The organism is Staphylococcus sp. FSL W8-0774 (assembly GCF_038006785.1).
Taxonomy (GTDB): domain Bacteria; phylum Bacillota; class Bacilli; order Staphylococcales; family Staphylococcaceae; genus Staphylococcus; species Staphylococcus pasteuri.
Genome location: NZ_JBBOVW010000001.1, coordinates 981,830 through 994,529, shown reverse-complemented (window position 1 = coordinate 994,529; position 12,700 = coordinate 981,830). Strand labels below are relative to the sequence as shown.

12 protein-coding genes, 8 tRNA genes and 1 riboswitch are annotated in these 12,700 nt (G+C 31.9%); of the genes, 4 read left to right on the top strand and 16 right to left on the bottom strand.

Translation table 11 applies throughout. The features are described from left to right. Positions 1-87: 87 nt before the first annotated feature. Positions 88-996: a nuclease-related domain-containing protein gene (locus NSQ15_RS04970; RefSeq protein WP_070454032.1), complete on the bottom strand. Its 909-nt coding sequence runs from the start codon at positions 994-996 to the stop codon at positions 88-90. Between the two features lie 121 nt (positions 997-1,117). Further along, positions 1,118-2,317, bottom strand: a complete 1,200-nt coding sequence (metK, locus tag NSQ15_RS04965) for a methionine adenosyltransferase (protein WP_017637316.1) — start codon at positions 2,315-2,317, stop codon at positions 1,118-1,120. A 113-nt stretch (positions 2,318-2,430) separates the two neighbouring features. Continuing rightward, positions 2,431-2,546: riboswitch (SAM riboswitch) on the bottom strand. 153 nt (positions 2,547-2,699) lie between these two features. Between metK and pckA the strand changes: the two genes are divergently transcribed. Beyond that, positions 2,700-4,292 (top strand): phosphoenolpyruvate carboxykinase (ATP), encoded by a 1,593-nt coding sequence (pckA, locus tag NSQ15_RS04960; protein ID WP_017637317.1) that lies wholly within the window; start codon positions 2,700-2,702, stop codon positions 4,290-4,292. A 23-nt stretch (positions 4,293-4,315) separates the two neighbouring features. On the opposite strand, the gene NSQ15_RS04955 is transcribed toward pckA, so the two are convergent. Together NSQ15_RS04955 and ytkD are read right to left on the bottom strand one after the other, a co-directional pair. Further along, positions 4,316-5,107 carry an alpha/beta hydrolase family protein gene (locus NSQ15_RS04955; RefSeq protein ID WP_124760140.1) on the bottom strand — a complete coding sequence of 264 codons (792 nt, stop codon included), beginning with the start codon at positions 5,105-5,107 and terminating at the stop codon, positions 4,316-4,318. Continuing rightward, positions 5,094-5,561 (bottom strand): RNA deprotection pyrophosphohydrolase, encoded by a 468-nt coding sequence (gene ytkD, locus NSQ15_RS04950; protein WP_070454038.1) that lies wholly within the window; start codon positions 5,559-5,561, stop codon positions 5,094-5,096. Before ytkD ends, NSQ15_RS04955 begins: the two co-directional genes overlap by 14 nt. Positions 5,562-5,627: 66 nt before the next feature. On the opposite strand from ytkD, the gene yidD reads away from it, so the two are divergent. Further along, positions 5,628-5,885, top strand: a complete 258-nt coding sequence (yidD, locus tag NSQ15_RS04945) for a membrane protein insertion efficiency factor YidD (RefSeq protein WP_017637320.1) — start codon at positions 5,628-5,630, stop codon at positions 5,883-5,885. Here yidD and menC read toward each other — a convergent pair. After that, positions 5,866-6,882 carry an o-succinylbenzoate synthase gene (menC, locus tag NSQ15_RS04940; protein ID WP_070454039.1) on the bottom strand — a complete coding sequence of 339 codons (1,017 nt, stop codon included), beginning with the start codon at positions 6,880-6,882 and terminating at the stop codon, positions 5,866-5,868. The genes yidD and menC overlap by 20 nt on opposite strands. Continuing rightward, entirely contained in the window at positions 6,872-8,281 is a 1,410-nt protein-coding gene (menE, locus tag NSQ15_RS04935) for an o-succinylbenzoate--CoA ligase (RefSeq protein ID WP_340746972.1), read from the bottom strand. The genes menC and menE overlap by 11 nt, the downstream gene beginning before the upstream one ends. Before the next feature lie 452 nt (positions 8,282-8,733). Here menE and NSQ15_RS04930 point away from each other — a divergent pair, with 452 nt between their 5' ends. Together NSQ15_RS04930 and NSQ15_RS04925 are read left to right on the top strand one after the other, a co-directional pair. After that, positions 8,734-8,973 (top strand): hypothetical protein, encoded by a 240-nt coding sequence (locus NSQ15_RS04930; protein WP_217193969.1) that lies wholly within the window; start codon positions 8,734-8,736, stop codon positions 8,971-8,973. Continuing rightward, complete coding sequence (locus tag NSQ15_RS04925; protein WP_124760143.1) at positions 8,957-9,175, top strand: tyrosine-type recombinase/integrase; 219 nt, start codon at positions 8,957-8,959, stop codon at positions 9,173-9,175. The genes NSQ15_RS04930 and NSQ15_RS04925 overlap by 17 nt, the downstream gene beginning before the upstream one ends. Positions 9,176-9,364: 189 nt before the next feature. On the opposite strand, the gene NSQ15_RS04920 is transcribed toward NSQ15_RS04925, so the two are convergent. The 10 genes from NSQ15_RS04920 to hemY all read right to left on the bottom strand — a co-directional run bounded on the left by NSQ15_RS04920 (position 9,365) and on the right by hemY (position 12,691). Further along, positions 9,365-9,453: transfer RNA gene (locus tag NSQ15_RS04920), tRNA-Ser, on the bottom strand. Positions 9,454-9,509: 56 nt separating this feature from the next. Then, positions 9,510-9,581: transfer RNA gene (locus NSQ15_RS04915), tRNA-Glu, on the bottom strand. Position 9,582: 1 nt separating this feature from the next. After that, positions 9,583-9,657, bottom strand: a tRNA-Asn gene (locus NSQ15_RS04910). Positions 9,658-9,664: 7 nt separating this feature from the next. Further along, positions 9,665-9,738, bottom strand: a tRNA-Gly gene (locus tag NSQ15_RS04905). A gap of 28 nt (positions 9,739-9,766) precedes the next feature. Then, positions 9,767-9,842 (bottom strand) — tRNA-His (locus tag NSQ15_RS04900). 13 nt (positions 9,843-9,855) lie between these two features. Then, positions 9,856-9,928: transfer RNA gene (locus NSQ15_RS04895), tRNA-Phe, on the bottom strand. Between the two features lie 13 nt (positions 9,929-9,941). Next, positions 9,942-10,017 (bottom strand) — tRNA-Asp (locus tag NSQ15_RS04890). A gap of 15 nt (positions 10,018-10,032) precedes the next feature. Continuing rightward, positions 10,033-10,106 (bottom strand) — tRNA-Met (locus NSQ15_RS04885). Between the two features lie 505 nt (positions 10,107-10,611). Continuing rightward, positions 10,612-11,166, bottom strand: coding sequence for an RBBP9/YdeN family alpha/beta hydrolase (locus NSQ15_RS04880; RefSeq protein WP_070454043.1), 555 nt, complete (start codon positions 11,164-11,166; stop codon positions 10,612-10,614). A 118-nt stretch (positions 11,167-11,284) separates the two neighbouring features. Then, positions 11,285-12,691 carry a protoporphyrinogen oxidase gene (gene hemY, locus NSQ15_RS04875; protein WP_340747184.1) on the bottom strand — a complete coding sequence of 469 codons (1,407 nt, stop codon included), beginning with the start codon at positions 12,689-12,691 and terminating at the stop codon, positions 11,285-11,287. Positions 12,692-12,700: the final 9 nt, after the last annotated feature.

The following is a 12,700-nucleotide window of genomic DNA, read 5'->3' as shown; positions in this document are numbered from 1 at the left end:
TCCATTATCTATACCCGTATCCGTTGATTAAAATTCAATATTACAAAAAAGCTAGTAAAGTGTCATACACCCTACTAGCTAAAATAATTAGTTAAATGATTCAATTTTATCCATAATATCTTGTAAATCATCGACGTTATATTGAATACGTCCATGGAATACAAATTTATTAAAGAATTCGTTAAGTTGTTCAGGTCCAACTAATACTTTTACATTACTATTCTGAGCATAATTTGAAATCGTTACATCATCTTCATTTTTAGGATTAAAGTATAAAATAGAAGTTGGTGTGTATTTAGTATTCAATTTATTTTGTAAATCTCCAGCTAATTGTTGTATTTGCTGAATTTTATCTGAATAGTTAACAAATGATAATGATTTTTGATCATCATTTTGATCTAATACCAATGTTTGTGGCGTAGTTTTATCTAAATCTAAAGTATTAAATACTTGTTCCATAGTTGGTAACTCTGAAAATTGTGCGCCACTAATACCATTATAAACATGACCTTTTAATAATTGAGAATCAATGATGTATAAACCAGTTCGTGTTAATACTAGGTGACTAATTCTTTCAATATTATTAAATTCATTAGTTGGCAAGAAAATATTTGCCATTATATGCATATCTTCTGGGCGAATACGCTTTTCATTTACAAGACGTTCACGAATACCAATTAATCTCATGTCTGTAACATATTCACTATGATTTTTAGAGAATAATTTTAACGCATCTATTTCTCTTTCTTTACTACTTACTGTAGCTTCATAATCTTCTTTTTGTTTAGTGACTGTCTTTTTGTTTTCTATACGTTCTTTTTCTAATGTTTCCTCATGAGATGCTTTTAGGTTCTGTTCTTTTTGTTGATATTCTTCTTCAGTTTGTTTCTTTATCTTTTTCTTTTTATTTAACGTGATTAAAAATAACACAAAAAAGATAATTGCAATCACTACTGCAACGATTAATCCTATTCCAATGGGTGAAGATAAACTCATCACATCAACGCTCCTTTTAAATTATCAATACAATCAATTATAAATCATAACTATGATATTTTCGACATTTCGTTATAATTTAATTGATTATATTTTACCTATCCCAAATATTTTAATTATTTTAGGCTTGGTTTATTGAATCTTTCAAAACGTTGACTTTATCTAATTTTTCCCAAGGTAATAAAACATCAGTACGTCCGAAATGACCGTACGCAGCAGTTTGTTTATAAATAGGTTGTTTCAACTCTAACATTTTAATAATTCCTGCAGGTCTTAAGTCAAAGTTCTCTCTAACTGCTTCTACTAATTCTGTTTCACTGACTTTACCTGTACCAAATGTATCAATTGAGATTGACACAGGTTCAGCTACACCAATAGCGTATGCAAGTTGTACTTCACATTGTTCAGCTAATTCAGCTGCAACAATATTTTTAGCAACGTATCTTGCTGCGTATGCGGCAGAACGGTCTACTTTAGTTGGATCTTTACCACTGAAGCATCCTCCACCATGTCTAGCATATCCACCATAAGTGTCAACGATAATTTTACGACCTGTTAATCCTGCATCACCTTGAGGTCCACCAATTACAAATCTTCCTGTTGGATTGATATAGAATTTTGTTTGATCATCTAGTAAATTTTCTGGAACAGTAGGATAAATGACATGTTCTTTAATGTCATTTTGAATATCTTCTAATGTTTTATCTTCAGCATGTTGTGTTGAAACAACAATTGTATCAATACGTTTTGGTTTGTCATTTTCATCATATTCAACTGTTACTTGAACTTTACCATCTGGACGTAAATAATCTAGTATTTTATCTTTACGAACATCTGATAAACGTTTAGCTAGCTGGTGTGATAAGAAAATTGGTAAAGGCATATACGTATCTGTTTCGTTAGTTGCATAACCAAACATTAAACCTTGATCTCCTGCACCTGTTGCTTCAATTTCTTCTTCAGTAATATCATCGCGATATTCTAATGCTTTATCTACACCTTGCGCAATATCTGGTGATTGTTCATCAATTGCTGTTAATACAGCCATTGTTTGTGAATCATAACCATATTTTGCACGTGTGTAACCAATTTCTTTAATTGTTTCTCTTACTACTTTAGGGATATCAACATAAGTTGTTGTTGAAATTTCACCAGAAATTAAAGCCATACCTGTAGTTACTGTTGTTTCACATGCTACACGCGCATTAGGGTCATCTTTAAGAATTTCGTCTAAAATGGCATCGGAAACTTGATCGGCTATTTTATCCGGGTGTCCTTCAGTTACTGATTCTGACGTGAATAATCGTTTATTGTTAGTCATATTTTGCTCCTTTTAAAAATTTATTACGATAATTCTCTTTTATTTGAGCTAAATAAAAGAGCCTTCTGCTAACTAGTATCTAGATAGAGAGAAGGCTCTTATACGTCCATTCGCTCTTATCGTTCAGACAATATAGGTCTGCAAACGGTTTGGCACCTTTCTTTTCTATACAAAAAAGAGGTTGCTGGGTTTCATTGGGTCCATGTCCCTCCACCACTCAGGATAAGAGAATCCGTTAAAATTAATACTACATAATTAGCGAATTAATGTCAATTTTAGAATTAAGTTATTTTAATGAAAATTTACGGTGGATTAATTAACTTAATATGTTATACTATTGAAATGTAAAGGCTTACATTACAACTATCTGGAGGGATTAAGTATGTCGATCGATACATACTCTGAAACTATTAAAATCAAACAATTATTAGAAAAACCATCTACACAGTTTCAATTATCTACAACTCAACTTTACAATAAAATCTTAGATAATAATGAAGGTGAACTTACTGAGTTGGGCGCTATTAATGCAAGTACCGGTAAATACACTGGGCGTTCACCTAAAGATAAGTTTATCGTTACAGAACCTTCATATAGAGATAATGTTGATTGGGGAGACGTTAATCAGCCGATAGATGAAGAAACATTTTTAAAACTTTATAACAAAGTATTAAATTATTTAGGTAAGAAAGATGAACTATACGTATTTAATGGTTACGCTGGAAGTGACAAAGATTCACGCTTAAAACTAACTGTAATTAATGAATTAGCTTGGCATAATCTTTTTGCACATAATATGTTTATACGTCCTGAATCAAAAGAAGAAGCTAAATCAATCAAATCAGACTTTACCATTGTATCAGCACCTCATTTTAAAGCTGACCCAGAAGTCGATGGTACAAAAACAGAAACTTTTGTTATCGTTTCATTCAAACATAAAGTCATTTTAATTGGTGGTACTGAATATGCTGGCGAAATGAAAAAAGGTATATTCTCAGTTATGAACTATTTATTACCAATGCAAGATATTATGAGTATGCATTGCTCAGCAAATGTTGGTAATAAAGGTGACGTAGCATTATTCTTTGGTTTATCAGGTACTGGTAAAACAACATTATCAGCTGATCCTGATAGAAAATTAATTGGAGATGACGAACACGGCTGGAATAAAAATGGTGTGTTCAATATCGAAGGAGGTTGCTACGCTAAAGCAATCAACCTTTCAAAAGAAAAAGAACCACAAATTTTCGATGCAATTAAATATGGTACCATTTTAGAAAATACTGTTGTCAAAAATGATGGCACGGTTGATTTTGATGATAATAAATTCACTGAAAACACAAGAGCGGCATACCCTATTCACCATATAGATAATATTGTATTACCTTCCAAAGCAGCTCATCCTAATACAATTATCTTTTTAACAGCGGATGCTTTTGGTGTCATTCCTCCAATTTCAAAATTAACTAAAGACCAAGCAATGTATCACTTCTTAAGTGGATTCACATCTAAATTAGCTGGTACAGAACGTGGCGTTACTGAACCAGAACCATCATTCTCTACTTGCTTTGGTGCACCATTCTTACCATTACATCCTACAGTTTATGCTGATTTATTAGGTGAATTAATTGATAAGCATGAAGTTGACGTTTACCTTGTTAACACAGGATGGACAGGGGGTAAATATGGCGTTGGTAGAAGAATAAGTTTACATTATACACGTCAAATGGTTAACCAGGCTATTTCAGGTAAATTAAAAAATGCAGAATATACTAAAGATGCTTCATTTGGATTAAATATTCCAGTGGAAGTAGAAGATGTTCCTAAAACTATCTTAAATCCAATTAATGCATGGAGTGACCCTGAAAAATATAAAGCACAAGCTAATGACTTAATTCAACGTTTTGAAGAAAACTTCAAAAAATTCGGCTCTGAAGTAGAACATATTTCAGATAAAGGTGCATTTAATAAATAATGGTAAAAAGCGCGACAGAAAATTCATTCTGTTGCGCTTTCGTTATCTTTATCATTTTCAATTTGATTCATCCATTGATGAATATGTTCAAGAGTTTCTTTCAAAGCAAACGGGCGTGGTACATGTCCTTCTTTCATTTGATAAAAAGTATCAAAGTATGCTCCAATCTCATTTAAGCGTCGTTCTAAATAATAAGCTTGATGTATACCAACTTGCTTATCATTTCCACCATGAACGATAAGTATTGGCGGGCTTTGTGGCGTAATGTTATGTATTGCCTCTCTATCAGTATAATTTTGAGCATCTTTAATAGGATGTCCAACCATTCGTCTTAACATCCCTCTCAAATCAACACGTTCCTCATACATTAAATGAACATCAGATACTCCACCCCATATTATATAACTATTTACAGGTAAATCTTGAAAAGTTAATAATCCTTGTAAACCACCACGTGAAAAACCAATCATATGTACAAAAGCTTTTGGATATTTTGAATGTAGTAGACGAATAAGTTCTGTGACATCATTTAAATCTCCACGATAAAATTCATCTTTGCCTTCACTACCATTGTTCCCTCTATAATATGGACCTACAACTAGAGTTTCATCATTAGCGAATTGCATGAGCCTTGCAGCTCTGACACGCCCTACTTGTCCTTTACCACCACGCAGATAGATAACAATGCGTTTTACTTCTTTGTAAGGTGTCATCATTAAAGCTTTGACATTAAGATGATCAACTTGGTAGGTTATTTCATCAAAATGATGTGTCCTCATCTCTATTGGCATTTTTTTAACTTTAATAAAATCCAAGTGCCTTCACCCTTTCATAACAATGCAAGATAGCATCATCTTTAAGTAAAAAGCTTTTTTTATTATCAGGAATTGATTCAACTGATTGAAATAAACATGGACCATCTGTTTCTAGATAGTCAGATTGTTCTTTTAGCGTATCAACTTGTATAAAATATACATCTTTCACAAAATCTATATTACTATTTGTTTCAACTTTATATTGTGCTATATATTTAATATCGATAGCATGTGCACCAGTTTCTTCATACAATTCTCTCCGTATAGCATCAATACTAGTTTCATTGAGTTCTCTTTTGCCACCAGGAAATTCAATACCTCTAATTTTATGACAAGTAAACAATAATTGATGTTGAAATACTGGAATAGCAAGTACATGATTACCCGTAGGAACATCTTTATTTGTTTTATATGTTAGGTGTACCTCTCTTTGGTCTTTATCTAAAAACTTCATGTACATCACATCCCTTTATAATATGTTAAAATACCTATATTCTAAAATTTGCTCGGAGGCATTATTATGAAAAAATTATTTCTTGCCTTAATACATTTTTATCAACGTTTTATCTCGCCATTAACGCCACCAACGTGTCGATTCTATCCAACATGTTCAGAATATACACGAGAAGCGATACAATATCATGGTGCATTCAAAGGATTATACTTAGGCATACGTCGAATATTAAAATGTCATCCTTTACACAAAGGTGGATACGATCCAGTGCCACTTGCAAAAAACAAATCGAAATCACATCATGCTAAACACAATCATCATTAATACATTCTAATTTTGTACGATTAACTACAGGGGGATTGAATTCTATCATTCCCTCTTTTAATATACCTTCATTTTCTACAAAATCATTTTCAAAATAATAACCCGTTGGTGTCACATCTCCAGGATAATCCCCATGTTGAGCTAACATTGCAGTAAAATATCGGCTTAACCCATATTCATACATACCACCAATCACAACTTTCACCCCTTCTTTATGAAGGGTTTGTATTGCATCTAATACTCGATCAATACCACCAAGTCTAAATGGTTTCAATATAACTACCTCTATTGGATATTCAGATATAATATTTTTGATTTCTTGAGTGGAAGTGGCCTTTTCATCAAGAGCAATAGGTGGATAAGGTTTTCCATTAATGCGTTTGATATCATCTAATGATTGAAATGGTTCTTCAATATAAAGAATATCATGGTCTATATTTTCTATAATAGATTGATATTGTGTCAGATTAAGGGATTCATTGGCATCTATAGCCAAATCAAAACTAAAACTAAGTGATTGTAAATTATCGATGTCTGAAATTAATTGATTTGAATACTTTAATTTAATTCGCTTAGGTTGTGTTTGAGCCAAACGATTTAATTGTATTTCAGTCATACCGTTTACAGTTGCACCATACGGAACTTTAAATGATTCAAGTTTATAATATTTTTGATAGATAGCCATCATAATTGTACATCTTGCTGCTGGATAATCATTTAAAAGCTCGAGTGATGATTGCCATTCTTTAAAAGTTGACATTTCTTTATTCTTTATACGATCATACCATTGTTTAATGTTTTCTTTTACGGAATCAATAGTTTCATTATCATACCATTGAGTTTGAAATGCATTACATTCTCCAAAATATGCATCCCCGTGATTATCAATGAATTCAATGACTAATGTTTTTCTTGTTTCTAATTTTACTTTAGGCGTTACAATTGGTGATTTAAAAGGCTGATTATATAAGTAAAAATTTAATTGATTAATAATCATTTTTTTCTTCCTTTTGTATCATTTTATTTCTTTGGAGTTTACCTGTAGAAGTATATGGCAATTCTTCAACTTGATAAAAAGACTTTGGTACTTTGTATTTTGCTAAATGATCCAACATATATTGTTTTAATTCGATTTCATTAATTTGTGTATCGGCAATATAATATAATATAGGTACTTGTCCCCACGTATCATCTGATTGACCAATACAAACAGCATCTTCAATGTTTGGATAATATTTAGCTATAGATTCAATTTGATAAGGATATATATTTTCGCCACCACTGATAATTAAATCCTTACGTCGATCATAAATCATAACAAAACCATCTTCATCTATTTCAGCTATATCCCCTGTTTTGAAAAAGCCATCTTCAAATGTATCTGTTAAATTAACAGGATATAAATAGCCATTCATTACATTATTTCCTTTAATTAATAATTCACCATGTCCATTTTGATTAGGCTGCTTAATTTTCACTTCTACATTATCACTAGGCACCCCTACAGTATCATAACGTTGTGCTAACATATCTGGCGTTGCTGTTAAAAATTGTGAACACGTTTCAGTCATACCAAATGAATTATAAATAGGTAGTTTGTAGTTTAAAGCTTGTTGAATTAAATTTGCTGATAGCTTTGCACCACCCAATAAGATTTTTTCTAATTGATATGGACTCTGTAATCCAGCATCCATTAACCATTTTAAAGTTTGTGGTACAAGAGAAACATGCGTAATATTTTCATTTTGAATAATTTGAAGCATTGTATCAGTATTATACTTTTCTAAAATACGTACTGTAAATCCTTCTATAACACTTCTTAAAATGACACTCAGACCTGATATATGATATATCGGTAATACAGATAACCAAATCGTCTGCTGATTATAACCTAAACTTTCCTTACAACCTATTGCACTTGCGAGATGATTTTCAAAAGTTTGAGGGACAGCTTTTTGAGGACCAGTAGTGCCAGATGTAAACATGATAGAAGCAATGTTTTCTAATTGAAATACATTAGAATTTATATTTTGAGGAGATAAATTTTGAATATCCTCAAGCGTATATATATCAAATTGATCCATTTCGAGTGTAGTTGTCGTTACTATTGTGCTCACTTGTATAGAATTCATTTGAGCAATAATTTCATTCTTTGTTAATCGTGTATTTATCATAGCAATTTCAATATTGGCGATCCAACATGCATGTATCAATACTAAAGATTCAATACGATTATTTATATGTAACCCTATTCTCGTTTGATTAAGGTTTTGTAGTTGCTGTGCTAAATGAAATGCATCATCATATAATTCCTTAAATGTCATTTGATGTGCGCCATCTGTAACAACTATTTTATCTTTATTTTTTACTGATTGATCTTTTAACCAGAAGTTCACAAGTCATTCCTCCAATTATCATTACAAAGATAATTATAACGATTTTAACGCATTCTATCAGTGATTAAAGCTTGAATTTAGAAATTTGAATTTAATAATAAGATATATCACTCTTTGTTAACACATTTGAATTCATAACTGTCTAATTTCGCAGAGAAATGTTACGTTTATGAAAATAAATTTATAAAATAAGAATAAATAATCTATGATAATTAAAAATGATTTATATTAAAAGTAGCTTACATAGGAGGTGAATAGTAATGGAAAATATCACAGCTATCATCAAAAAAGCAGTAGAATTTTTCAAAGGTTTATTTGAAAATAAATAAACTACATTTATTCATCTAAGGACATAACAATGTAAGACCTATATAAATTAATCCTAGAATTTACCTTTGGGTATGATTCTAGGATTTTCTTTATAAAAAACTAAATTAAAGGAGTGTTTTTTAATGAAATTCAATAATTGGAATATTATAATTAATGGTTTAAATTCTAGACATGAAATCATAAGTAATAATGAAACTTTTCTTATTTTGGAGAGAAACCAACACGCTGAATTAGTTTTAAAATCAGATAGTGACATCATTAAAGTAAAATCTATTGGCTATAGCAATGAACTATCGATTGATACTAATACGAAAGAAATCATAGTAAATATGACTGATTTACTAGATGATGATGAAGAGTAATATTAAATTAGATTTAAATTTTTTCAAACTTACAGATACAATTGCATCTATGTTATTAACAAAAGGATTTAGTGTTCAATATGTAAGTAAAAGATTAGGTCATTCAAATATAGAAATTACTTGGAGAGTATATAGTCATTTATTAGATGAATTAAAAGAAAAAGAAGAAAAAAGTTTAGATGCGAAACTAGCATCGTTCTAGGAGTTTAACGGTCAAACTGACAAACAAACCGACAATATTCAATAATTTTTGAAATGTTGTCGACCTAGTTGACGGTTTTATTTCAAAACAGATTGTTACAAATTTTCACCAAAATAAAAAAGAACGTTGATTTAACAACGTTCCCCCTACTTTTAGCTTATCAGATTTTCACTGATTTTTACGTATGTACGGAGAGTGAGGGATTCGAACCCTCGAGACGCTTGTGGCGCCTACACACTTTCCAGGCGTGCTCCTTCGGCCAACTCGGACAACTCTCCATAATATATAATATGATAAATAAAAAAACAGAAGCGATATTTCACTTCTGTTTGTATGACTCCTACGGGACTCGAACCCGTGTTACCGCCGTGAAAGGGCGGTGTCTTAACCGCTTGACCAAGGAGCCATGGCTCCACAGGTAGGACTCGAACCTACGACCGATCGGTTAACAGCCGATAGCTCTACCACTGAGCTACTGTGGAATAATAATGGAGCGGGTGATGGGAATCGAACCCACAACATCAGCTTGGAAGGCTGAGGTTTTGCCATTAAACTACACCCGCATATAAAATGTGAAATGTAATACGATTATGGGGCGGTTGAAGGGAATCGAACCCTCGAATGTCGGAACCACAATCCGATGCGTTAACCACTTCGCCACAACCGCCAAAAATGACGAATGGTTCAGGACAGAGTCGAACTGCCGACACATGGAGCTTCAATCCATTGCTCTACCAACTGAGCTACTGAACCACAATAATAATGATGGCGGTCTCGACGGGAATCGAACCCGCGATCTCCTGCGTGACAGGCAGGCGTGTTAACCGCTACACTACGAGACCTATTAAAACTATGTATTGCGGGAGGCGGATTTGAACCACCGACCTTCGGGTTATGAGCCCGACGAGCTACCGAACTGCTCCATCCCGCGATAATATTATTTTTGACTACTTGATTATTGTACCATTATTAACTTAACAAAGTCAATACATTTTTTAATTTAAATTTACAATCTCTTAAATTTCAAAATGTTTGATACATCAAATTAGCTTTAAATCGCTCTCGCTTAACACTTTATTAGTATATTAATTTTAAAACTAATAGTCAATAATTATTTACAATTAAAATGTGTAATAATTAACTAGTTAAATCATTTTATAACAAAAGTGTGCAAATGGTCACAAAATCACTTGCCAACATCATCAAATTAAACTTTTTACACATGTTATAAATCTTAAAAAGAAACATTTCTTAATAAAGCTTATTGATTTTGCGACGTATCTACTGGAACATTCCTTCAAATAAATCCTACTAACATTGGTTTAATATTCATGTTTAGTTATCTTTTAGCACTATATTAACACCGATAACAAAACTCTTATTGTTTATATCTGATTAAACTTTATAAATACCTCTCCTCCCCTGTGCTAATCAAATTATTGTGTCATTAGTCCTTGCATACGATCTTGTAAAGCGGTAAATGTCGTAAAACCATCTTCTTCCATGAAATGACCGCCTTCTTCAACAACACGAATATGACCTTCTAGTGTATCCATAAGTCTTTTTGTTTCTTTATACGAAACATGCTTGTCACTCTTTGAACAAAGTCCATAAAAGTAGTCTACTTTATTTTTGATAGTATCATAATCTATGGTTACATCTTGTAAATCTATATTTTCATCAATATCTTGAGCATCGTCTCTAAATCCAGCAATACTGAATAAACCTTCAATATTTTGATTCAAACTTTCAATAAATTTCAAACTTGCGATTGTTCCAAATCCATGTGTCACAAAATATGTATCTTTTTTCCTAACATTTATTTGATGTTGCATTTGTGTTACCCACATGTCTAGATTAGCAGGTGTATCTGCTTCTAAATTAAATAATGTAACCTCATAACCTTCTAATGTTAAATTATGTCCTAACCATTCATACCAATGGTTATGTGCATTGCCTACACTTGAATGAACTATTATTACGTCTGTCATTATTATCAAACCTCACATTATATAATTTAAAAAATAATCATGACTCATTTTACTTTATTTTATAATAAAAGCACTTTAAAAAGATATATTTATCCCTTCAAAGTGCTTAATTGATTTGTTAATTGATCAACTTTAATTCTTCTAGCATTTCATCAACTGCATTATGTCCTTGTTGAATACAATCTGGTAGTCCAACTGCTTCAAATGGTGCACCAGTAATTTTTAAACGTGGATAAGTTCGTTTAATATGCTGTTGTATTTCTCTAATTTGCTTAATATGACCTACATGGTATTGAGGCATACTCTTAGGCAAACGATTAACAATGGTAAATTCTGGGTCACCTTTGAACGTCATCATCTGTTGTAAATCTTGACGTACAATAGATACAATTTCTTCATCTGTATGGTCATCAACAACTGTATCTCCTGGTTTACCAACATAAGCTCGGATTAACACTTTTCCTTCTGGAGTTGTAAATGGCCATTTTTTTGAAGTCCATGTACATGCTGTTATGCTTGTATTACTTGTTCTAGCAATAACGAAACCTGTTCCATCATAAGTATTTTCAATATCCTTTTCATCAAATGCAAGTACCACTGTTGCTACTGTCGTTGAATCCATTGTATTGAAATAATCAAATGCTGGATCATGGTTAAACCAGTCCATAAAGACTTGTTGTGGTGTTGTTACTAATACCCCATCATAAAATTCTTTTTTGCCATCGACAATTACTTGATAGTCAGTTTGAGATATAATAATATCTTCAACCTCTGTATTATATTCAATATTGACACCTTGTTTTGTTACAGCTTCAACTAAAGCCTCTATGAACAAACTAAGTCCGTGTCTAAATTGCTTAAATTGACCTTTAGGGGCACCTGGATATAGTTGGCGTTGTTTAATACGTTGTTCCTTCTCATCTTTCATGCCTTTGATTAAACTACCAAAAGCTTCTTCTTTTTCTTTAAAATTAGGGAAAGTACTCATCAAACTTAAATCATCAATATTTGTACCATAAATGCCACCCATTAGTGGCTCAATTAAATTTTCAAGTACTTCATCACCTAAACGCTGTCTAAAAAACTCACCTACTGAAATGTCATCTTCAATCTCTATAGGCTTTTTAAATAGATCTAGACCTGCTCGTAACTTACCTAATGGAGAAATCAATTTTGTTTTTATAAAAGGTTTTATATCCGTAGGTATTCCCATAATAGAACCACCTGGGATAGGATATAATTTATTTTTAGCATAAATGTATGATTGACCTGTAGTATTCGTAATCAAATCATCGCCTAATCCAATCTCCTTAGCTATATCAGTCATAATAGTTTTTCTACCTAAGTATGATTCGGGTCCTAATTCAATAGTATAACCATCTTTACGATACGTTTGAATTTTACCACCTGGACGATTACTTGCCTCATAGATAGTAACATTTAAGTTAGGATTTTGTTTTTTCATATAGTAGGCACTTGTTAAACCGGTTATACCTGCTCCGATGATTGCTACATTCTTACTCAAAATCATTCA